General features: G+C 72.2%; 19 protein-coding genes. 15 read left to right on the top strand and 4 right to left on the bottom strand.

What is annotated here, in order from left to right; all coding sequences use genetic code 11:
• Positions 1-12 precede the first annotated feature (12 nt).
• The 7 genes from mtrA (at position 13) to BJ982_RS36700 (ending at position 8,499) form a co-directional block, all read left to right on the top strand.
• Entirely contained in the window at positions 13-690 is a 678-nt protein-coding gene (gene mtrA / locus BJ982_RS36730) for an MtrAB system response regulator MtrA (protein WP_184607980.1), read from the top strand.
• 35 nt (positions 691-725) lie between these two features.
• Positions 726-2,471 carry an MtrAB system histidine kinase MtrB gene (gene mtrB / locus BJ982_RS36725; RefSeq protein WP_184887828.1) on the top strand — a complete coding sequence of 582 codons (1,746 nt, stop codon included), beginning with the start codon at positions 726-728 and terminating at the stop codon, positions 2,469-2,471.
• Positions 2,461-4,257, top strand: coding sequence for an LpqB family beta-propeller domain-containing protein (locus BJ982_RS36720; RefSeq protein WP_184887826.1), 1,797 nt, complete (start codon positions 2,461-2,463; stop codon positions 4,255-4,257). The genes mtrB and BJ982_RS36720 overlap by 11 nt, the downstream gene beginning before the upstream one ends.
• A 197-nt stretch (positions 4,258-4,454) precedes the next feature.
• On the top strand, positions 4,455-5,120 hold the full coding sequence (locus BJ982_RS36715; protein ID WP_239122698.1) for a ComF family protein: 666 nt from the start codon (positions 4,455-4,457) through the stop codon (positions 5,118-5,120).
• Positions 5,121-5,686: 566 nt separating this feature from the next.
• Positions 5,687-6,358: a ribosome hibernation-promoting factor, HPF/YfiA family gene (hpf, locus tag BJ982_RS36710; protein WP_184887824.1), complete on the top strand. Its 672-nt coding sequence runs from the start codon at positions 5,687-5,689 to the stop codon at positions 6,356-6,358.
• Positions 6,359-6,496: 138 nt separating this feature from the next.
• A complete protein-coding gene (locus tag BJ982_RS36705) occupies positions 6,497-7,198 on the top strand; it encodes a response regulator (RefSeq protein WP_184887822.1) in 702 nt (233 codons plus the stop codon).
• A 71-nt stretch (positions 7,199-7,269) separates the two neighbouring features.
• Entirely contained in the window at positions 7,270-8,499 is a 1,230-nt protein-coding gene (locus BJ982_RS36700; protein ID WP_184887820.1) for a winged helix-turn-helix domain-containing protein, read from the top strand.
• Positions 8,500-8,539: 40 nt separating this feature from the next.
• Here the strand turns inward: BJ982_RS36700 and BJ982_RS36695 are convergent, their stop codons facing one another.
• Positions 8,540-8,818 (bottom strand): HGxxPAAW family protein, encoded by a 279-nt coding sequence (locus BJ982_RS36695; protein ID WP_239122699.1) that lies wholly within the window; start codon positions 8,816-8,818, stop codon positions 8,540-8,542.
• A 303-nt stretch (positions 8,819-9,121) separates the two neighbouring features.
• Between BJ982_RS36695 and secA the strand changes: the two genes are divergently transcribed.
• On the top strand, positions 9,122-11,923 hold the full coding sequence (gene secA, locus BJ982_RS36690; protein ID WP_184887818.1) for a preprotein translocase subunit SecA: 2,802 nt from the start codon (positions 9,122-9,124) through the stop codon (positions 11,921-11,923).
• Between the two features lie 78 nt (positions 11,924-12,001).
• Here secA and BJ982_RS36685 read toward each other — a convergent pair whose 3' ends face one another.
• From BJ982_RS36685 to BJ982_RS36675, 3 genes are all read right to left on the bottom strand, one after another.
• Complete coding sequence (locus tag BJ982_RS36685; protein WP_239122700.1) at positions 12,002-12,517, bottom strand: Rv3235 family protein; 516 nt, start codon at positions 12,515-12,517, stop codon at positions 12,002-12,004.
• A 96-nt stretch (positions 12,518-12,613) separates the two neighbouring features.
• Positions 12,614-13,948, bottom strand: a complete 1,335-nt coding sequence (locus tag BJ982_RS36680) for a PTS transporter subunit EIIC (RefSeq protein ID WP_184887814.1) — start codon at positions 13,946-13,948, stop codon at positions 12,614-12,616.
• 32 nt (positions 13,949-13,980) lie between these two features.
• Complete coding sequence (locus tag BJ982_RS36675; RefSeq protein ID WP_184607969.1) at positions 13,981-14,721, bottom strand: GntR family transcriptional regulator; 741 nt, start codon at positions 14,719-14,721, stop codon at positions 13,981-13,983.
• Positions 14,722-14,877: 156 nt separating this feature from the next.
• Here BJ982_RS36675 and BJ982_RS36670 point away from each other — a divergent pair, with 156 nt between their 5' ends.
• From BJ982_RS36670 to BJ982_RS36640, 7 genes are all read left to right on the top strand, one after another.
• Positions 14,878-15,912 (top strand): SIS domain-containing protein, encoded by a 1,035-nt coding sequence (locus BJ982_RS36670; RefSeq protein ID WP_184887812.1) that lies wholly within the window; start codon positions 14,878-14,880, stop codon positions 15,910-15,912.
• Positions 15,913-15,952: 40 nt separating this feature from the next.
• Positions 15,953-16,189 (top strand): PTS sugar transporter subunit IIB, encoded by a 237-nt coding sequence (locus BJ982_RS36665; RefSeq protein WP_184887810.1) that lies wholly within the window; start codon positions 15,953-15,955, stop codon positions 16,187-16,189.
• 65 nt (positions 16,190-16,254) lie between these two features.
• Positions 16,255-16,701, top strand: a complete 447-nt coding sequence (locus BJ982_RS36660; protein WP_184887808.1) for a PTS sugar transporter subunit IIA — start codon at positions 16,255-16,257, stop codon at positions 16,699-16,701.
• A 99-nt stretch (positions 16,702-16,800) separates the two neighbouring features.
• Positions 16,801-17,439: an HAD family hydrolase gene (locus BJ982_RS36655; protein ID WP_239122701.1), complete on the top strand. Its 639-nt coding sequence runs from the start codon at positions 16,801-16,803 to the stop codon at positions 17,437-17,439.
• A 77-nt stretch (positions 17,440-17,516) separates the two neighbouring features.
• Complete coding sequence (locus tag BJ982_RS36650) at positions 17,517-17,774, top strand: HPr family phosphocarrier protein (RefSeq protein WP_184887805.1); 258 nt, start codon at positions 17,517-17,519, stop codon at positions 17,772-17,774.
• Positions 17,775-17,793: 19 nt separating this feature from the next.
• Positions 17,794-19,452 (top strand): phosphoenolpyruvate--protein phosphotransferase, encoded by a 1,659-nt coding sequence (ptsP, locus tag BJ982_RS36645; RefSeq protein WP_184887803.1) that lies wholly within the window; start codon positions 17,794-17,796, stop codon positions 19,450-19,452.
• 114 nt (positions 19,453-19,566) lie between these two features.
• A complete protein-coding gene (locus BJ982_RS36640) occupies positions 19,567-21,300 on the top strand; it encodes a glycoside hydrolase family 3 protein (RefSeq protein WP_184887801.1) in 1,734 nt (577 codons plus the stop codon).
• Positions 21,301-21,335 lie beyond the last annotated feature (35 nt).

Below are 21,335 nucleotides of genomic sequence, written 5' to 3'. Positions count from 1 at the left end.
GAATGAGGGGCCATGAAAGGACGCGTGCTGGTCGTCGACGACGACGCCGCTCTCGCCGAGATGCTCGGCATTGTCCTTCGGGGGGAGGGCTTCGAGCCGTCGTTCGTGTCCGATGGCGACAAGGCGCTGGACGCGTTCCGTGACACCCGGCCGGACCTGGTACTTCTCGACCTGATGCTTCCCGGGGCGGACGGCATCGACGTCTGCCGCCGCATCCGCGCCGAGTCCGGAGTTCCCATTGTGATGTTGACGGCCAAGAGCGACACGATCGACGTCGTGCTGGGCCTGGAGTCCGGCGCGGACGACTACATCGTCAAGCCCTTCAAGCCGAAGGAGCTCGTCGCCCGGGTGCGGGCGCGGCTGCGCCGCACCGACGAGCCGACCCCCGAGGTCCTGCAGATCGGCGACATCACGATCGACGTCGCCGGCCACTCGGTCAAGCGCGAGGAGGACACGGTCAACCTCACGCCGCTGGAGTTCGACCTGCTGGTCGCGCTCGCCCGCAAGCCGCGCCAGGTCTTCACCCGCGAGGTCCTGCTGGAGCAGGTCTGGGGCTACCGCCACGCCGCCGACACGCGGCTGGTCAACGTGCACGTCCAGCGGCTCCGCGCCAAGATCGAGAAGGACCCCGAGCACCCCGAGATCGTGGTCACCGTCCGCGGCGTCGGCTACAAGGCCGGGCCGGCGTAGCCGGACGCGGCCGCGCCGTGACCTCCACGCCTTCCATGGCCACCGCGCCCCTTCCCGGCCGCGCGGGCCCCGCCCGCCCGAAGCCGAAGAAGAAGCCCCGGCGGACGCCGCGCCAGATCGTGCGCGGCGTCCGGAGGCGCGCGCGGCGCGCCGCCGGGCGGGTGCGCCGGGTCTGGCGCCGCTCGCTGCAGCTCAGGGTCGTCACCAGCACCCTCTTCATCTCCATGACGGTGGTCGCGGTGCTCGGCTTCTTCCTCATGCAGATGATCGACACGGCCGTGCTGCGGGGCCGGGTGGACTCCGCGACCGCCGAGGCGCGGGCCAACGTGACCACCCTCGGCGGGTACCTGGAGCAGCCGTCCGCCGCCCCGCCCCCGGACGTCTCGCCGGGCCGAGACGGCGGCCCCGACACCGCCTTCGCCAACCCGGTCGACCAGGCGGCCTACGCCATGGCCCAGCGGGCGGACTCGCGCTACAGCGTCGTGATCCTCAACGCCGACCTGGTCGGCCGGGACCGCGTCACCGACAACCTGGACCCCAGGAGCGTCACCTGGAAGCTGCGCGACGCCGTGCTGCAGAACAGGGACGAGCCCCGCGCGCTCTACACCCCGATGTACTACCTGGGCAGGCCGCAGCCGATCCCCGCGCTGGCCATCGGCGCGCTCGTCGGCGACTACGAGGTCTACCACTTCTTCCCGCTGGAGGACGACGTCAAGACGTTGTCCGCCGTCCAGCAGTGGCTGGTCGTGGTCGGCGTGGCGCTGGTGCTGCTGCTCGCCGCCGTCGCCTCCCTGGTGACCCGCCAGGTCGTCACGCCCGTCCGGCTCACCCGCCAGGCGGCCGAGCGCCTCGCCGCGGGACGGCTGGAGGAACGGCTGAAGGTGCGCGGCGAGGACGACCTGGCCCGCCTGGCCACGTCCTTCAACGAGATGGCCTCCAACCTCGCCCTGAAGATCCACCAGCTCGAAGAGCTGTCCCAGGTGCAGCGGCAGTTCGTCTCCGACGTCTCTCACGAGCTGCGCACCCCGCTGACCACCGTCCGCATGGCGGCCGACCTGCTGTACGAGAGCCGCGAGGACTTCGACCCCGCCACCGCGCGCGCCGCCGAGCTGATGCAGAACCAGCTCGAACGCTTCGAGTCGATGCTCGCCGACCTCCTGGAGATCAGCCGCTACGACGCCGGCGCCGCCACGCTCGACATCGACTCGGTGGACATGCGCGACGTCGTGCTGCGCGCCGTCGGCGACTCCCAGCCGCTGGCCGAGCGCAGGTCCACCCGGCTCGACCTGCGGCTGCCCGGTGAGCCCTGCATGGCCGAGGCCGACAGCCGCCGGGTCGAGCGCATCCTGCGCAACCTGCTGTTCAACGCCATCGAGCACGGCGAGGGCCGCGACATCGTGGTCACCCTCGGCGCCGACCGCGACGCGGTGGCGGTGGCCGTGCGCGACCACGGGGTCGGGCTCAAGCCCGGCGAGGAGAACATGGTCTTCGACCGCTTCTGGCGCGCCGACCCGTCGCGGGCCCGCACGATCGGCGGCACCGGGCTCGGCCTGGCGATCTCCCGCGAGGACGCCATGCTGCACGGCGGGTGGCTGCAGGCGTGGGGCATGCCGGGGGAGGGGTCGCAGTTCCGCCTGTCGCTGCCCCGGCAGGCCGGCACCGAGCTGCGCGGCTCGCCGCTCCCGCTGGTGCCGCCGGAGGTCGAGATGCGGCGCACCTGGCGGGCCCACGCCACGCCGGTGCTCTCGCCCGCCGTCGAGGGGGCGTTCGATGCCGACTAGACCGGCACGACCGGCCAGGCCGGTCCGGCGTACCGGCCCGTCCGGGCCCGTCCGGCTCACGCTCGGCGCCTCGCTCGGCGCCGCACTCGCGTTGCTCTCGGCGTGCTCGACCGTGCCCACCGGCGGCAACCCCTTCACGGCGCGCGGTCCGGCCGCCAAGGACCCGCTCAGCCAGCCCTACGTGCGCATCCTCGCCGCGCCGCCGAAGCCGAACGGCGAGCCCATCGACATCGTCAACGGCTTCCTGGCCGCCGCGGCCGGCTTCGACGACCCTCAGCGCACCGTGGCCCGGCAGTACCTCACCGACGAGGCCCGCCGCGCGTGGGACCCCACCGACGCCGTGGTGATCTACGACCAGCCGAAGTCGCCCACGCAGGTCGTCGAGGAGACGCAGGCCCACATCACGATGAAGGCGCTCAAGCTCGGCGCCCTCGACGCCGACGGCCACTACGTGCCCGCCGACGCCTCCTCGGGCGGCGAGCTGACCGAGGAGTTCAAGCTGATCAAGGTCGGCGGCCAGTGGCGCATCTCGGCGGCGCCCACCGGGCTGCTGCTGTCCGACGACGACTTCAAGCGCGCCTACCGCGCCTACGACCTGTACTTCCCCGCCTACGACCAGAAGGTGCTGGTCACCGACCAGGTGCTGGTGCCCATCGACCCCGAGCAGGGGCTCGCCAAGTCGCTGGTGCAGCGCATGCTCGTCGGGCCGACCACCCCGCTGCGCGATGCCGTCGTCCCGGCGTTCGGCCACGACGTGGACGTCAACGACGTCACCGTCGAGGACGACACCGTCGTGGTGGACTTCACCTACGGCATCGTCGACTCCGCGCGCGTCACCGCGCAGAAGATGGCCCTGTCCGCCCAGCTCTCCTGGACGCTGAAGCCGCTCACCGAGTCGCGGTCCATCGAGGTCAGGGTCAACGGCGAGCAGTTCCCCGGCGGGCCGTTCGTCATCGACCCGCGCGCCTACGCGAGCTTCGATCCCAACGTCGTGACCTCCTCGGCCCAGGCGCTTTTCCTGCGCCAGGGCAAGCCGTACCTGGTCGACAAGGACCACGACCAGCCGCTGGACCGGGGCGCCGAGCCCGCGCGGCAGTTCACCGCCCTGGCCGTGGGCAAGGGGCTGTCGACGCTGGCGCTGCTGGACAAGACCGGCGCGGTCTGGGTCACCGGCGAGGTGCCGGGCAGCCCCTGGCAGCGCTGGATGCAGGCCGCCGGGCTCACCGCGCCGTCCTGGGACCGCTACGACCAGCTCTGGTCGGTGGCCAAGCTCGGGCCGCGCCGATCCCAGGTGCTCAGGGCGCGCGACGCGACCGGCGCCGAGCGCGTGCCCGCCCCCGCCCTGGAGTCCTCCGACGTCAAGGCGTTCCGCGTGTCGCGCGACGGGGCCCGCGTGGCCGTCATCGCCGACGACGGGCGCGGCGACCGCGTGCTGGTCGGGTCGATCGACAGGTCGCGGCCGGAGGTCGAGAACGTGCGCCCGCTCGTGCCCGCCGCCGAGGGGCAGGAGATCGTCGACATCGCCTGGCGGGACGCCAGCACGCTGCTGGTGCTCACCCAGAGCAAGTCCGACCGCGAGCTGGCCACCTGGTCGGTCACCCGGGGGAGCAGGTCCGACACGCCCAAGGCGGCGGCCCGCATCGTGACGATCACCGCCGCGCCCGAGGCCGCGCCCGTGTTCGCGGGCACCTCGGACGGCGAGGTGCTGATGTGGGACCCGCAGAAGCGGCAGTGGACCTCCGTGGAGAAGAACGGCGCGGCGACCCCCAAGTATCCGCTGGGGTGACCTCCGCGCCGGGAGCGTCCCGTGCGCTTCTCCGCCGACGGCGGCCGGGGGCCCACGGGCTGTGGCCGGACGGCATGATGTAGCCGGATGGCCACGGGCTGTGGACGGACGGCCCGTCGTGGCCGGGATCGGCCACGGGCTGTGGACGGGCCCGTCTCGGCGGGGTTTCCGTCGGAGGCGGGGCCGATGCTGGGCGGGTGCCGGCCTCCCTGCTCGACCTGCTGGATCTGATCCTCCCGCCGCGCTGCGCCGGCTGCGGCCGGACGGGCGCCGTGCTGTGCGCCGCGTGCCTGGCGCTCATGGGCGCCCACCCGTTCGCGAGGCCGCCCACGCCGGGCGGCCCGCCGGAGTGCTGGGCCGCCGCCGCGTACGAGGGGGCGGCGCGCCGGGCGATCCTCGCCTACAAGGAGCGCGGGCGCACCGCGCTGCGTCCCGCGCTCGCGGCCTGCCTCCGCGTCGCGATCCGCGCCGCGGGCCCGCCCGCGGCGCCGTTCCTCCTGGTCCCGGTGCCGAGCGCCCGCGGGGCCGTGCGGCGGCGCGGCCATGATCCCGTGGCGGGTCTCGCCGCCCTCGCCGCCCAGGGCCTGCGGGGCCGCGCCGTGGCCTGCGCGCCGGTGCTCGGGCACCGCCGCCGCGTGCGCGACCAGGCGGGCCTGAGCGCGCCGGAGCGGGCACGGAACGTGGCGGGTGCCTTCCAGGTCACCCCCGCGGCCGCCGGCCGTCTGAGAGGGCGTACGGCCGTCCTGGTGGACGATGTCGTGACCACCGGGGCCACGCTGGCGGCGGCCGCGGCGGCGTTGCGCGCCGAGGGCGCCGAGGTGCCCTTCGCGGTGGTCGTCGCCGCCACACGACGACATTTGTGACACGCCCGACACGCCCGGCGACATCCGACGCAAAAAGATTACGAACGGTAATGATTGCGTCAAAGTCCCCGGCGCCCCGCACGGCCGCATGTCCATGCCCCCGCGTGCTGACCTTCCTGTTCAGAGGGTGGGAAACGTCGCCTGTGCCGAGCACGAGGACGGCCAATACCGGGTCTGCCCCCGGGCTCGAATCCTCAAGGAAATCACTCAATGTGATCCTATGGCCGATCTCACGGCTGACATTCGGCCCGGCAGCGACTAGCGTTCGAGCATGGCACCCGTTCGGGTCCGTGGTTGCACCGGACCGATCCCCGCAAGAGGGCCGGCCCGGCTAGCCGATGCCAGCCGCAGGCGAAACGGCCCACGTAAGGCGACTCTTCGTCGACCGATCACGGTGCGGCTTAGAGGTAAGTCCTGCCTTCCCGGAGGTCCGGATGTCCTCCGTCAGAAGAGAAGGGCAGTAGTGGCACAGAGCCGCGAGACCCTCAGCAGGCGGATGTGGGGACGAAGACCAGGTCGGCCGGACGGGTGTCCTCCTCGCTGTCGATACGAAGGGGGGCCTTTGAGTGGACATCATCGTCAAGGGACGGCACACCAGTGTGAGTGACCGGTTCCGCGATCATGTGACGACCAAGCTGGCCAGGATCGAACGACTGGACAACAAGCTGATCCGCGTCGACGTGGAGGTGTCCAAGAACGCGAACGTGCGGGCTACCGAGGATCGTGAACGGGTCGAGTTGACGATCCACTCCAAGGGTCCCGCCATCAGGGCCGAGGCGTCCGCCGACGACCGCTTCGCGGCGCTCGACATCGCGCTCGGCAAACTCGAGGGCCGGCTCCGGCGCATCGCCGACCGGCGCAAGGTCCACCACGGCAACCACTGCCCCCCGTCGGTGGCCGCCCTGACCTCCACCCTCGCCGAGACCTACGAACCGCTCCCCGAGCCGCTCCCCGCGGAGCCCCAGGCCAAGGAGCGGGCCGAGGCCGCCAAGGGCCCGCGCGAGGAGGAGGTCTTCGAAGAGCCCATCGTTCCCATCGAGATGGACGGTGACGGCCCCCTCGTCGTCCGCGAGAAGTTCCACAAGGCCGACCCGATGACCATCGACCAGGCACTGCTGGAGATGGAACTCGTCGGCCATGATTTCTACCTGTTCAGGGACAAGGAGAGCGGACATCCCAGCGTCGTGTACCGACGTGTCGGATACGCGTACGGAGTGTTGCGACTCGTGGAACAGTAGCCAAGGCGTTCGAAGATCCTCTCGACCCACCCCACGACCCGGAAACCCGTGTAATGATGGCGGTTCCGACGGCGCGGGAGCGTCGTGCGGTAGGGCTCGACCTACCCGGCGCGATCTGGCTCCCCACGAGGAGGAGGCGTGACGCAGACCGACGAAACGGCCGGCCGCTCCGGGCGAGAGCCGATCCGCGTGCTGATCGTTGACGATCACGCGCTGATCCGGCGGAGCCTCGAACTGGCGCTGGCCGCGGAGCCGGACATCGATGTGGTGGGCGAGGCGAGCGATGGTCAGGAGGCGGTCGAGATCGCCGACCGCCTCCTGCCCGACGTCGTCCTGATGGACGTCCGCATGCCCCGTCAGGGCGGCATCGAGGCCACCAGAGTGATCAAGGCCTCGGTGCCGAGCGCGCGGATCATCATGCTGACCGTGAGCGACGAGGAGGAGGACCTCTTCGAGGCGATCAAGGCGGGGGCCACGGGCTACCTGCTGAAGGACGTCCAGATCGACGAGGTCCCCGACGCCGTGCGCGGTGTCCACGAGGGGCAGTCCCTGATCAACCCGGCGATGGCGGCCAAGCTGATCAGCGAGTTCGCCAACATGAGCCGCAAGGAGGCCGAACGTCCTCCGCAGCTTCCCGTCCCCCGGCTGACCGACCGCGAGATGGAGGTCCTGCGCCTGGTCGCCAAGGGCATGAACAACCGTGAGATCGCCAAGGAGCTGTTCATCTCCGAGAACACGGTGAAGAACCACGTCCGCAACATCCTGGAGAAGCTGCAGCTCCACTCCCGCATGGAGGCCGTGGTCTACGCCGTGCGCGAGCGCCTGCTGGAGATCACCTGACCTCCCGCGCGGGCGCGGCGGGGTGACACCTGCGTAGTGGTTTTGTCGGTGGCAGGCCCTACCATCGACGCATGCCCAGTGGTCTCCCCGTTCCCGTGGCCGAACTGTCCGCCGACGACGCCCGGCGCGCCATCCTGCGCGCCCAGGGCTTCCTCGGCGCCGAGTCCCGCAGGGGCGGGGCCGCGGCGGTGCTGCGCCGCCTGGCCGCCGTCCAGCTCGACACGATCTCGGTGCTCGCCCGCTCCCACGAGCTGGTGGCGTACGCACGGCTGGGGGCGGTGGGCCGGGCCAAGGTCGAGCGGGCCTACTGGCACGAGCCCGCCCTGGCCTTCGAGTACTGGTGCCACGCGGCGTGCATCCTGCCCATCGACCACTGGCCGCTGTACGAGTTCCGCCGCAAGGCCTACCGCGAGCGGCGCTTCCGGTGGCACGAGGTGCCGCCCACCATCGGCAAGGTGCTCGACCAGGTCCGCGACGAGGGCCCGCTGACCACCACCGAGCTGGGCGGCGCCAAGAACGGCGGCCCCTGGTGGGACTGGTCCGACGTCAAGATCGCGGTGGAGTACCTGCTCGACATCGGCGAGGTCGTCTGCACCCGCCGCGTCGGCTGGCGCCGGGTCTACGACGTCGCCGAGCGCGTCGTGCCGCCGTCCCTGCTCCAGGAGTCGCTCACCGACGAGGAGTGCGTCACGCGGCTGGCCCGCGTCGCCGGGGCGGCGCTGGGCGTGGCGACCCGCGCCGACCTGATCGACTTCCTGCGGCTCAGGGGCCGGCACGCCACGATGCTCGACACGGCTCTGGCCGACGGCTCGGCGGGGCTGGTCCCGGTCAAGGTGGCCGGCTGGGAGGCCGCGCGGGGCGGGGCCGTCTCGTGGGCCGACCCGGCGGCGCTGGAGTCCGCGCCGCGGGGCCGCCACCGCACCACCCCGCTGTCCCCGTTCGACTCGCTGGTGTGGGACCGTCCCCGCACCGAGCGGGTGTTCGGCTTCACCCACCGCCTGGAGGCGTACGTGCCGAAGGACAAGCGGGTGCACGGCTACTTCACGATGCCGGTGCTCGCGGGGGGCCGCCTGATCGGCCGGGTCGACCCCGCGCGGGAGGGAAGGACGTTCGTGGCCCGCCAGGTCGGCTTCGAGCCGGGACCGGGCGGGCGGGTGCGGGCCGGCGCGGCCGAGGCCATGGCCGAGGCCCTGCGGGAGGCGGCCACCTGGGTGGGCTGCGACGACATCCGCGTGGAGCGCGTGGTGCCCGCCGAGGCCGCCCTGCCTCTCCAGTCGGCCCTACTGGCGGGTTCCCTCTGACCTCCGGGCCCGCGGGCGAGGGCGGGCCCGGGCCGGGAGGCTAGTGGCGCTCGAACGGGGAGTGGTGCTCCTGGACGGCGATCTCGCGGGGGGCGTCCTCGATGACGTCGGAGAAGATGTCGAAGATCAGGGCGAGGATGCCGCCGACCACCACGACGCCGCCGCCGAGCCAGAACAGGAACCAGTTGGGCCCCATGCACAGCGCCACCCCGCCGATCGTGAACCCAAGAAGCATCACGGTGACGGCCAGCCATGAGGTCGGACGCCCCGCGTGGGACTGCCCGCCGTGTGCCTGCGCCGGTGCGCTCTCGGCCATCATGACTCCTTGATCTCGCTTCGGTATCGCGTGTGCCGGGAGGGCCGTGCCCAGTGGCAAAGATTCCCTCCCCTTAACGTCGCACGATATACAACGTGCCCGCCGGTCGTCGCAGGCCGTACCGGTGTAACCCGGATGAACGTCCCGGCGCGGGGAAAGCCGGGAACTCGGCGGGCCCCGACAGCGTCTTTGACGGTGGCTGTGTGCGGTGGTGAAACCGCCTACCATGGTTACGGGGAACTCTGTTATGTCCTCATGTCCCGGCCGCCGGGCCGCGGTACAGACCTGCGAGGAGCTTTACACAAAGTGCCAGCCATCTTCGACAAGATCCTTCGCGCCGGTGAGGGCAAGGTTCTGCGCAAGCTGAAGCGGATCTCCGAGCAGGTCAACTCCATCGAGGCCGACTTCAAGACCATGACGGACGCGGAGCTGCGCGCGACCACCGAGGAGTACAAGCAGCGCCACGCCGACGGTGAGTCCCTCGACGATCTGCTCCCCGAGGCGTTCGCCACCGTCCGCGAGGCCGCGAGCCGGGTGCTCGGCCAGCGCCACTTCGACGTCCAGATCATGGGTGGCGCCGCGCTCCACCTCGGCAACATCTCCGAGATGCGCACCGGTGAGGGCAAGACCCTCACCTGTACGCTCCCCGCCTACCTCAACGCCATCTCCGGCAAGGGCGTCCACGTCATCACCGTCAACGACTACCTCGCCAAGCGCGACGCCGACACGATGGGCCGCATCCACCGCTTCCTCGGCCTCGAGGTCGGCGTCATCCTGGCGAACATGCCGTCGGACGAGCGCCGGCGCCAGTACGCGGCGGACATCACCTACGGCACCAACAACGAGTTCGGCTTCGACTACCTGCGCGACAACATGGCGTGGTCGCTGGAAGAGTGTGTGCAGCGCGGCCACAACTTCGGGATCGTCGACGAGGTCGACTCCATCCTGATCGACGAGGCGCGCACCCCGCTCATCATCTCCGGCCCCGGCGAGCAGTCCGGCAAGTGGTACCAGGAGTTCGCCAAGATCGTCCCCCGCCTCCGCAGGGGCGTCGAGGGCAAGGACGGCGAGGAGAGCACCGGCGACTACGTCGTCGACGAGAAGAAGCGCACGGTCGGCGTGCTGGAGGCCGCGGTCGAGAAGGTCGAGGACTGGCTCGGCATCGACAACCTCTACAAGCCCGAGCACACCCACCTGGTCGGCTTCCTCAACAACGCCATCAAGGCCAAAGAGCTCTACAAGCGCGACAAGGACTACATCGTCGTCGACGGCGAGGTCCTCATCGTCGACGAGTTCACCGGCCGCGTGCTGCACGGCCGCCGCTACAACGAGGGCATGCACCAGGCCATCGAGGCCAAAGAGGGCGTGAAGGTCAAGGACGAGAACCAGACCCTCGCCACCATCACCCTCCAGAACTACTTCCGCCTCTACACCAAGCTCGCCGGCATGACCGGTACGGCGGCCACCGAGGCGAACGAGTTCCACCAGACCTACAAGCTCGGCGTGATCCCCATCCCGACGAACCGGCCCATGATCCGCAAGGACCAGGCCGACGTCGTCTACAAGACCGAGGACGCCAAGTTCGTCGCGTGCGTCAACGACATCAAGGAGCGCTACGAGAAGGGCCAGCCGGTGCTGGTCGGCACCACCTCGGTCGAGAAGTCCGAGAAGCTCTCCAAGATGCTCAAGCGCCTCGGCGTGGCGCACGAGGTCCTGAACGCCAAGAACCACGCGCGTGAGGCGGCGATCATCGCCGAGGCGGGCCGCAAGCACGCCGTCACGGTCGCCACCAACATGGCCGGCCGCGGCACCGACATCATGCTCGGCGGCAACTCCGAGTTCCGCGCCGACCTCGAACTCCAGCAGCGCGGCCTGTCGCCGTCCGAGACCCCGGACGAGTACGAGAAGGCCTTCCCCGAGGCCCTGGAGAAGGCCCGCGACGCGGTCAAGGCCGAGCACGAGGAGGTCGTCGGCCTCGGCGGCCTGTACGTCCTCGGCACCGAGCGCCACGAGTCCCGCCGCATCGACAACCAGCTCCGCGGCCGGTCGGGCCGTCAGGGCGACCCCGGCGAGTCCCGGTTCTACCTCTCCCTCGAAGACGACCTCATGCGGCTGTTCAACGCCGCCCGCGTCGAGATGATCATGACGCGCCTGAACATCCCCGAGGACGTCCCGATCGAGTCGGGCATCGTCACCAAGGCCATCGCCACGGCCCAGCACCAGGTCGAGCAGCAGAACTTCGAGATCCGCAAGAACGTCCTCAAGTACGACGAGGTCATGAACCGCCAGCGCAAGGTGATCTACGCCGAGCGCCACCGCGTGCTGGAGGGCGCCGACCTGCACGAGCAGGTGCGCACCTTCGTCACCGACGTCGTCGAGGCGTACGTCCAGGCCGAGACCCAGGAGGGCTTCGCCGAGGAGTGGAACCTCGACAAGCTGTGGAAGGCGTTCCAGCAGCTCTACCCGATCTCCGGCACCGCCGACGAGCTCATCGAGCGCGAGGCCGGCGGCGAGCGCGAGAGCCTCACGCCGCAGATGATCAGCGACTGGGTCAAGGCCGACGCGCTGGCGGCCTACGACCGCCGCGAGCAGGAACTGGGCTCCGAGACCATGCGCGAGCTGGAGCGCCGCGTCATCCTGTCGGTGCTCGACCGCAAGTGGCGCGAGCACCTCTACGAGATGGACTACCTGCAGGAAGGCATCGCGCTGCGGGCCTACGCCCAGCGGGACCCGCTGATCGAGTACCAGCGCGAGGGCTTCGACATGTTCACCGCGATGCTGGAGGGCATCAAGGAGGAGTCGGTCGGCTACCTGTTCAACCTTGAGGTCGAGGTGCAGGACAACCCGATCGTCGAGGAGGTGCCGCAGGACGCCGGCGTCAGCGAGGCCGAGGCCATCATCTCCAAGGCCCTGCGCCGCCCGCAGCGCCCCAGCGAGATGATCTACACCGCGCCGGGCGAGAGCGGTGAGGTCGAGCAGACCCGGGTGCGCACCACGGCCGCCGAGCGCGCCGCCTACGGCAACGTCGAGCGCAACGCCCCCTGCCCCTGTGGCTCGGGCAAGAAGTACAAGCGCTGCCACGGCGACCCCAAGAACGCCTCCGCCTGAGCACGTCCCCCGGCCGCGCGCCGGGGACAGAGCGCCGACCGGCCCCGCGACCTTCCACAGGTCGCGGGGCCGCGGCGTTCAGGCCGTCTCGAACTCCGTGCACAACCACTGAGTGCCCCGGCGTTCGACGCGCAGCGCCAGCACGCGGCTGCGCTCGCCGCAGTGCAGCAGCAGGCACGCCTCGACCACGCCGTCCCGCGGCCGGTGGACGTGCGGCGCGCCGGCCAGCGGGGGCCGTCGCGTCTCGATCATGCGGCCGGCGCGCACCAGCTCCGCGTAGGCGCGCTCGGTCAGGTGGTCGGCCACGCCGGCGGGCGGCCGGCGTCCGGCCAGGACCTCGGCCAGGGCCTGCCCGAGCGCGCGCAGCCCCCGCGCGCCGGGCGGGGCGCCGTCCGCGCGGTGGCCCCGCCGCGCGGCCCCAGGATCGTCCCTGCGGCGCTCGCGCGGGGCGGCGCGGGCCCGGTCATGGGCGGGGTCGTGGGCGGGGCCATGGGCGCGCGGCCGGGGGCCGTGCGCCAGGGCGGCGGGCACGCGGCGCTCCTCGTCGTACGGCGGGTCGGCCGGGGGGACGGCGCCCAGACGAGGGAGGGGCATGGGTCGGGAGGACGGGGGCATCGCGGGAGGCTCCGGTGTCGTCGGCGGTCGGGACGCCACTTAGGAGACCTCGGGGCGCGGGGTTGATACCGGCCGTCAGGGGCCGTTTCTGGACGCGGGCGCGGCGGGTTCCCCGGCGTCGGGGTCGGGTTCCGGCTCGCGGCCCGGGGTGAGGATGTTCAGGCGTTTGATCAGGAAGGTGAACACCGCGTAGTACACGGCCGCGTAGATGAGGCCGAGCACCATGATCTGCCAGAACTTGTCGGTGTTGGACTTGGTCGCGTTGAGCGCCGCGTCGATGACCCCGGCGGAGAAGCCGAAGCCCAGGTGCCCGTCCATGGCGGCCACCAGCGCCATCGAGACCCCGGTCAGCAGGGCGTGGATGACGAACAGCAGCGGCGCGACGAAGATGAACGCGAACTCGATCGGCTCGGTGATGCCGGTCACGAACGCCACCAGCGCCGCCGAGATCATGATGCCGCCCACGGCGCGGCGGCGGTGCGGCGGCGCGGCGCGCCAGATGGCGATCGCCGCGGCGGGCAGGCCGAACATGATGACGGGGAAGAACCCCGCCATGAACTCGCCGGAGCCGGGGTTGCCCTGCAGGTAGCAGGTGAGGTCGCCGGCGAACTGCCGGCCGCCGACCGTGCAGTCCGGCACCTGGAACCACACCATCGAGTTCAGGAAGTGGTGCAGGCCGAACGGGATCAGCAGGCGGTTGGCGACGCCGTAGATGCCGGCGCCCGCGGTGGAGTGGTCGGCGAGCCAGCCTCCGAAGGCGGTCATCCACTCGCCGACGGGCTGCCACAGGACGCCGAACACCACGCCGAGCACCAGGGCGGCGAACGCCGTGACGATGGGGACGAACCGGCGCCCGCCGAAGAACGCCAGCCAGGTGGGCAGCTTGATGCGGTGGTAGCGCTGGTAGAGCACGGCGGTGACCAGGCCGATGACGATGCCGCCGAGCACGCCGGTGGGGTTGCCCGCGGCCAGGTTGATCACCTGGGCGGGCCTGCCCTCGGCGTCCAGGACGGTCTGGGCGACGCGGTCGTGGACGGCGTAGCCGGAGGCGTCGAAGAACAGGAGCTTGGAGACCCGGTCGAACACCAGGTAGCCGATCAGCGCGGCCAGGCCGGTCGAGCCGTCCGAGCGCCGCGCGTACCCGATGGCCACGCCGATCGCGAAGAGCAGGGGAAGGTTGTCGAAGAGCGCCGTGCCCGCGCCGCCGACCACCTCGGCGATCTTGTCGAGCGCCGCGTTGTGGGTGCGGCCGAGGAGGTCGTCCTGGCCGAGCCGGCGCAGCAGGGCCGCCGCGGGAAGGGCCGCGATCGGCAGCATCAGCGAGCGGCCGATGCGCGACAGGATCGACATGACGCCGGCTCTCGGGGGCGGGGGCGCGGGGAGGCCCGCTTCGGCCGAGGCGGAGCTCATCGGCTATTCCTCCAGGTCGGGGAAGGGAGGATTCAGCTGCGCCGTGTCGGTATCTCCAGCACCGTGCGGAGCTGGTACCGGTCGGCGCGGTAGGTCGACACCCCGAACTCGACACAGACGCCGCCCGAGAACGACCGGCGCTGGAGCAGCAGCACGGCCCCGCCTCTGGGCATCTTGAGCAGGTCGGCGTCGCCCGGGTCGGCGATGCCCCCGTCGATGGTCAGTTCTCCGGCGTCCAGCACGACCCCGTGCCGCGTCTCCAGGAGCGCGTAGAGGGATCGGCCGGACAGGTCGAACGATGCCAGATCCGGCGCGAAAGATACAGGGATGTGAGCCCGTTCGATGCACAGGGGTTCGCCGTCGGCGGTGCGCAGCCGCTCGATGAAGTGGACGGCCTCGCCCGGCTGGATGCCGAGTTCCCTGGCGAGGTGTGCGCTGGCCCGGACCACGCGCCGGTCGAGGTCGCGGGAGCCGGGCTCCATGCCGCGCGCCCGCATGTCGTCGCTGAAGGAGGTGAGCCGCAGCGCCATCTCGATCTTCGGACGGGCGACGAAGGTGCCTTTGCCGGCGACGCGGTGTAGGCGCCCCTCGGAGACGAGGTGGTCGACCGCCTGGCGTACAGTCATCCGCGACAGGCCGAAGCGCTGGCAAAGCTCTCGCTCGGAGGGGATCGCCGCCCCGATGGAAAGCTCGTTGCTCTCGATGAGGTCGAGGAGGATCTCGCGCAGCTGGAAGTACTTCGGGACGGGGCTGTCGGGGTCGATCTGCGGCACCTATTCTCCTCTCGATCTCTATGTCGTTATAAGTTAAAGTTCATGCTGGTCTAGTCCGGACTAGACCACACGTCAGAAATCAGTGTCAACGTACGGACCGGCGACGGATCGATAACGGCCCGATCTCGCCCTACCGAAGCTGAAGGACGGGTACGGATGACGACCAAGATGCGCAGCGAGATCGCCGAGCAGCCGGCCGCCCTGCGGGCCACCCTCGACGCCCTCGTCCCCCGGGTGGACGAGGTCAGGGCGCTCGCCCGGGACACCCGGCAGCTCCTCTTCATCGCGCGGGGCACCTCCGACAACGCCGCCGTGTACGGCCGCTACCTGATCGAGGCCCACGCCGGGCGCATGTCCTCGCTGGCCGCGCCGTCCATCGCCACGACCTACAAGCGCAAGCTCGACCTGAGCGGCGTGCTCGCCGTCGCCCTGTCGCAGTCGGGCAGGACCGAGGAGATCGTCGAGACGCTCGTCTGGGCCAAGGCCTGCGGCGCGACCACGGTCGCGGTCACCAACGGCGGCGAGGACTCCCCGCTCGCCCAGGCCGCCGACCTCGCGCTGTGCACGCTCGCCGGGGAAGAGAAGGCCGTCCCCGCCACCAAGACCTACACCACCCAGCTCGCCGCGCTCGCCGTGCTCGCCCTCGGCCTCGACGCCGACGTGAACGCCGACGACCTGCAGCGCGTGCCGGACGCCGTCGAGCGGCTCATCGCCGACCCCGGCGACGTCGACGCCGTCGTCGAGGGGCTCGCCGAGGTGGCGGGCGTCGTGGTCTCCGGCCGCGGCCTGGCCTTCTCGACCGCGCTGGAGGCCGCGCTCAAGCTCAAGGAAGCCTGCTACCTGCACGCCATGGGCCTGTCCTACGCCGACCTGCTGCACGGGCCGATCGCCGTCGTGGACGAGCGCACCCCGGCGCTGCTCGTCGCCTCGGGCGAGGGCCCCACGCTGCAGGGCACGGTCGCGCTGGCGCGGCGGGTGACCGGCGCGGGCGCGTCCGCGTACGGCATCGGCGGCGGCGCCGAGCTCGCCACCGCCTCGACCGCGGCGCTCAACGGGCCCTCGCTGCCCGAGTGGGTGGCGCCGATGGGCCTGATCGTGCCGGCCCAGCTCCTCACCGAGTCGCTCGCCCGCCGGCGGGGCATCGACCCCGACTCCCCCCGCGGGCTCAACAAGGTGACGCAGACCGATTAGCGTCACTACCGTTGCCCCGGGCGTATCGAGGAGGTCCCAAATGTCGGCAGAGGCGCGTGCGATCATCGCCGGGCTCGGGGGAGTCGAGAACATCATCGACATCGAGCCGTGCATCACGCGCCTGCGCACCGAGGTGCGGGACGCCTCCAAGGTCGACCACGCCGTCCTGCGGGCGGCGGGCGTCCACGGGGTGATGGCGGCGGGCAACGTCGTCCAGGTGGTGGTGGGGCCCGACGCCGACACCATCGCCTCCGACATCGGCGACCTCATCTCGTGACGGCGCGCGAGGTCTCCTGACCACGCCGAGCCCGCCGCCGGGGGTCGCCCGAAGGTGAACCTGCCATGACGACTGTTCTCGCCCCGGTGGCCGGGCGCGTCGTGGGGCTGGCCGCCGTGCCCGATCCGGTGTTCTCCCACGGGCTGGTCGGGCTCGGCACCGCCATCGACCCGGCCCGCGTGCCGGGCGTCGCGGTGGCCCCGATCGACGGCACGGTCGCCAAGCTGCACGCGCACGCCTACGTGATCGTCGGCGGCGACGGCCGCGGCGTGCTGGTCCACCTCGGCATCGACACGGTGGAGCTGCGGGGCGAGGGCTTCCGCGTGCTGGCGACCGAGGGCCGGCGGGTGCGCGCGGGCACGCCGATCGTCGCCTGGAACCCCGCGCTGGTCGAGGCGGGCGGCCGGTCCCCGATGTGCCCGGTGATCGCCCTGGACGCGCAGCCGGACGCGGTCGCGCTCGTCACGACGGGAAACGTCCGGGCGGGGGAGCGGCTGTTCGCCTGGGATTGAGCGCCTTTCGTCTGGCTAGGGATGTTCCGCGGGTCAAAGACGTGTTGGATGGACAGGACGTACCGCTGGAATCGCGACCCGGGAAGGGGTGACGGGCGGGTGGGAGCGAAGGCCGCGCTGTTCGACCTCGACGGCACGCTGATCGACAGTGAGCGGCGGAGCCTGGAGCTCTGGCGGCTCCTGCTCGCCAACCACGGGGTGGACCACGACGACTCCCTGCTCAGGGAGTTCATGGGACGCCGGGGCCCGGACGTGCTCGCCGAGAAGTCCCTGCTGTTCCCCGGCAAGCGGGTCGAGGACCTGCTGGCCGAGCTGACCTCCTACCTGGACACCCCGGGCCTGCCCGCGATCGGCCCGGTGCCGGGCGCGGCCGACCTGGTGCGGCGGATCGACGGCCACGGCCTGCCGGTGGTGCTGGTCACCTCGGCGCGGCGGTGGTGGGCCGAGAGCTGCCTGGAGATCGTCGGCGTGGGCGACGTGGTCCGGACCATCGTCTCGGCCGAGGACGTCATCGTCGGCAAGCCGGACCCGTCCTGTTTCCTGGCGGGCGCGGCGGCGGTGGGCGTGCGTCCCGAGGACTGCGTCGCGTTCGAGGACTCGCTGGCGGGCATCACGGCGGCCAAGGCGGCGGGTATGACCTGTGTCGGGGTCGCGACGACCCATCACGCGAGCGAGTTGTTCGCGGCCGACATGGTGGTGACCGATTTATCGGGGGTGGAATGGCCGTTAACTCTGTAGCGATATTTCCGGTATAACCCGCTATTTGTACCCAACTTCGAGCGGGTGGTCTGGACCGCCCCGCCTGAGGAGGAGCCGTGCCCGAGCGCAAGGTCATCGTGGAGTCGCAGGTGGGGCTGCACGCGCGTCCCGCCGCGACGTTCGTGCAGACCGCCGCCAAGGCCGCCATCGACGTCACCGTGGCCAAGCCGGGCGGTGAGCCGGTCAGCGCCAAGAGCATCCTGTCCATCCTGGCGCTGGACGTCCGGCACGGGGAGGCGATCGTGATCCACGCCGAGGGCGACGGGGCCGAGCGGCTGCTGGACGAACTGGCCGCGATCGTCTCGGTGCCCTGACCGGGGCGCACGCGCGGCGATGGAGAGGCTCGCAGGGGCCGGCGTCAGCCCGGGCGCCGGATACGGACCCGCGTACGTCATGAGCGGCGCCGTCCAGGAACCCGCGCCCGGGACGCGGCACGACGGGGACCCCGCCGCCGAGGCGGTGCGGGCCGCGGCCGCCATGGAGCGCGTGGCGGCCGAACTGGAGGCCAGGGGTGAGGCGGCGGGGGGCGACGCCAAGGACGTGCTCGCGGCCCAGGCCATGATCGCCCGCGACCCGGCGCTGTCCACCGACGTCACCACGCTCATCGGTGCGGGGACGGCCGCGGAACGCGCGGTCTTCGAGGCGTTCCTCCACTATCGCGACATCCTGTCCGGCATCGGCGGCTATCTCGGCGCCCGCGTGGCAGACCTCGACGACATCCGCGACCGGGTGATCGCCGAGCTGGCCGGCGTGCCCATGCCCGGCCTGCCCCGCCCGGCCGGCCGCCCGTACGTGCTCGTCGCACGGGACCTCGCGCCCGCCGACACCGCGCTGCTGTCGCCGGACGTCGTCGCGGCCTTCGTCACCGAGGAGGGCGGGCCCACCGGCCACACCGCGATCCTGGCCAGGGCGATGGGCGTGCCCGCCGTCGTGGCCTGCCCCGGGGCGGCCTCGATCGCCCCCGGCACGCCCCTGCTGGTCGACGGCGCCACCGGCGTCGTCCGCGTCGCGCCCTCGCGGGAGGAGGTCACCGCCACGCTGCGCGCCGCGCGCGAGGTCGTGCCGGTCATGCCCGCCGCCCCCGCCCCCGGCGCCACCTCCGACGGCCACCCCGTGGCGCTGCTGGCCAACATCGGCGGCCCCGGCGACGTGCCGTCCGCGCTGCGCCACGGCGCCGAGGGCGTCGGCCTCTACCGCACCGAGCTCCTGTTCCTCGACCGCGGGGAGGCGCCCTCGGAAGAGGAGCAGATCGCCGCCTACCGCCAGGTCCTGACGGCCTTCCCCGGCAGGACGGTCACCGTGCGCGTGCTGGACGCGGGCGCGGACAAGCCGCTTTCCTTCCTGCCGCCGCCGGGGCGCGAGCCCAACCCCGCGCTCGGGCGGCGGGGCCTGCGCGTTCTGCGCGCCTACCCGGACGTGCTCGCGGTCCAGCTCCGCGCCCTGGCGCGCGCCGCCGCGGGCACCTCCGCGGTGCTGCGCGTCATGGCGCCCATGGTCGCGACCGCCGAGGACGCGTCCTGGTTCGCCGCCGCCTGCGAGGAGGCGGGGCTGACCTGCGCGGGCGTCATGATCGAGGTCCCGGCGGCGGCGCTCAGGGCCGCCGACATCGCCGCCGTCGCCGGCTTCCTCTCGGTCGGCACCAACGACCTGGCCCAGTACGCCTTCGCCGCCGACCGGGAGGCCGGCGCGCTCGCCGCCCTCCAGGACCCCTGGCAGCCGGCCCTGCTGGACCTGGTCGCCATGGCCGCCGCGGCCGGCGTGCCGTGCGGCGTCTGCGGGGAGGCGGGCGCCGACCCGGCCCTGGCGTGCGTCCTCGCGGGGCTCGGCGTCTCCTCGCTCTCGATGACGGCGCGGGCGCTGCCCTGGGTGCGGGCCGCGCTGGCCCGCCACACGCTGGAGCAGTGCCGCGCGGCCGCCGCCGCCGCGCGGGCCGCCCGTACACCCGGCGAGGCCCGCGCCGCCGCGCGCGACCGGCTTCCGGGCCTGGCCTAGGGCACTTTTCGATCGTGTGTTCGCAGTCGGCGAACCGGAGATTCCTATGCTTGTGTTCTGTCTTAGGTCAAATGTCGGGAGCTGTTCGGTCACGACGCCGATACGGTTGACGCCATGGCTGGACCTCTGCGCGCGGTGGCGCTTCTCCTGATCGCGATCGTGACGGCCGCGTGCGGAAGCGCGCCGCCACGGGCGTCCTCCTCGCCGTCGCCCGTGCGGCCGTCCACACCCGCCCCGCCCAGCCCGCCCCCCAGCCCTGCTCCGTCCTCCCCGGGTGCGTCGCCGAGCCCGGCCGTGTCGGCGACGCTGGCCGCCATGAGCGTCGAGGACAAGGTGAGCCAGCTCTTCATGCCCGTCCTCTACGGCCCCCGCGCCGGGGCGGCCCACGGCGAGAACCGCGCCAGGTACGGCGTGGGAAGCCCGGCCGAGGTCGTCGAGAAGTACCGTCCCGGCGGGGTCATCATCTTCCCCTGGGCCGGCAACGTGCAGGACGCCGCCCAGCTCGCCGCGCTCACCAACGGCCTGCAGAAGGCGTCCAAGATCCCTCTGATCGTCGGCGCCGACCAGGAGAACGGCGTGGTCTCCCGGCTCGGCTCGCTGGTCACCGACGTGCCCGGCAGCATGGCGCTCGGCGCCACCCGCGACCCCGGCTCGGCCCGCACGGCCGCGCGCGTCACCGGCGAGGAACTGCGGGCCGTCGGCGTCAACCTCGACTTCGCGCCCGTCGCCGACGTCAACGTCAACCCGGCGAACCCGGTCATCGGCTCGCGCTCCTACGGCTCCGACCCCGGGCGGGTGGCCGCCATGGTCGGCGCCGCGGTCGACGGCTTCCACGACGCCGGGGTCGGCGCCGCCGCCAAGCACTTCCCCGGGCACGGCGACACCAAGGTCGACAGCCACAGCGGGCTGCCCGTGATCCAGCACTCGCGCTCCGAGTGGGAGCGGCTCGACGCCCCGCCGTTCGAGGAGGCCGCCCGGCGCGGCGTGGACATCATCATGTCCGCCCACGTCGTGATGCCCAAGCTGGACCCGTCCGGCGATCCCGCCACGCTGTCCAAGCCGATCCTCACCGGGCTGCTCCGCGACAAGCTCGGCTACGACGGCGTGGTCAGCACCGACGCGCTCGACATGGCGGGCGTGCGCGAGAAGTACGGCGACGCCGAGGTCGCCGTCCGCGCCGTCCTCGCGGGGGTCGACCTGCTGCTCATGCCCCCCGACTTCCGTGCCGCCCGCGACGCGGTGCTGTCCGCCGTGCGCTCCGGCCGCATCTCCAAGGAGCGGCTCGACCGGTCCGTCACCCGGTTGCTGGAACTGAAGGAGGCCCGCGGCATCCTCACCGCCCCCGCCGCCGACGCGGACGAGGCCGCCGAGGTCCTGCGCTCGGCCGAGCACCGCAAGGCCGTGCAGGACGTCGCCGACCGGTCGGTCACGGCCGTGAAGGGCGCCGACCGGCTGCCGGTCACGGGTGACGTCCTGGTCACCGGCCCGGCGGGCAAGCGCCTGGCCGGCATGCTGGACGGCGCGGCGGCCGTGGGCACGGGGGACACGCCGACGGCGTCCGAGATCGCGCGGGCCCGCGCGGCGGCGGCCCGGGCCGACACCGTCGTGGTCACCACGGAGGACGCCGGCCCGGCCCAGACCCGGCTCGTCTCCGCGATGGCCGCCACCGGCAAAAAGGTCGTGGTGGTGTCGATGGGGGCGCCGTACGAGCTGACCCGCCTGCGCGGGTACGACATCGCCCTCGCCGTCTACGCCGACGCCGACGCCTCGCTCCGCGCCGCCGCCAAGGCGCTGAACGGTGACCTCACCCCTAAGGGACGGCTTCCGGTGGGGCTGGAGACGCGCTAGCGGCCGTCCCGGCTTACGCTGAAAGGCCGACCCGT

It is taken from the genome of Sphaerisporangium siamense (genome assembly GCF_014205275.1).
GTDB lineage: Bacteria > Actinomycetota > Actinomycetes > Streptosporangiales > Streptosporangiaceae > Sphaerisporangium > Sphaerisporangium siamense.
The sequence above is the reverse complement of the archived record's forward strand: the minus strand, read 5'-3'. Positions and strand labels throughout refer to the sequence as shown.

Bases quoted from the DNA above. Each gene is read 5' to 3' on its own strand.
- mtrA (WP_184607980.1), top strand. From the start codon at position 13: ATGAAAGGACGCGTGCTGGTCGTCGACGACGACGCCGCTCTCGCCGAG.
- mtrB (WP_184887828.1), top strand. From the start codon at position 726: ATGGCCACCGCGCCCCTTCCCGGCCGCGCGGGCCCCGCCCGCCCGAAG.
- BJ982_RS36720 (WP_184887826.1), top strand. From the start codon at position 2,461: ATGCCGACTAGACCGGCACGACCGGCCAGGCCGGTCCGGCGTACCGGC.
- BJ982_RS36700 (WP_184887820.1), top strand. From the start codon at position 7,270: ATGCCCAGTGGTCTCCCCGTTCCCGTGGCCGAACTGTCCGCCGACGAC.
- BJ982_RS36695 (WP_239122699.1), bottom strand. From the start codon at position 8,818: ATGATGGCCGAGAGCGCACCGGCGCAGGCACACGGCGGGCAGTCCCAC.
- BJ982_RS36685 (WP_239122700.1), bottom strand. From the start codon at position 12,517: ATGCCCCTCCCTCGTCTGGGCGCCGTCCCCCCGGCCGACCCGCCGTAC.
- BJ982_RS36680 (WP_184887814.1), bottom strand. From the start codon at position 13,948: ATGAGCTCCGCCTCGGCCGAAGCGGGCCTCCCCGCGCCCCCGCCCCCG.
- BJ982_RS36670 (WP_184887812.1), top strand. From the start codon at position 14,878: ATGACGACCAAGATGCGCAGCGAGATCGCCGAGCAGCCGGCCGCCCTG.
- BJ982_RS36665 (WP_184887810.1), top strand. From the start codon at position 15,953: ATGTCGGCAGAGGCGCGTGCGATCATCGCCGGGCTCGGGGGAGTCGAG.
- BJ982_RS36660 (WP_184887808.1), top strand. From the start codon at position 16,255: ATGACGACTGTTCTCGCCCCGGTGGCCGGGCGCGTCGTGGGGCTGGCC.
- ptsP (WP_184887803.1), top strand. From the start codon at position 17,794: ATGGAGAGGCTCGCAGGGGCCGGCGTCAGCCCGGGCGCCGGATACGGA.
- BJ982_RS36640 (WP_184887801.1), top strand. From the start codon at position 19,567: ATGGCTGGACCTCTGCGCGCGGTGGCGCTTCTCCTGATCGCGATCGTG.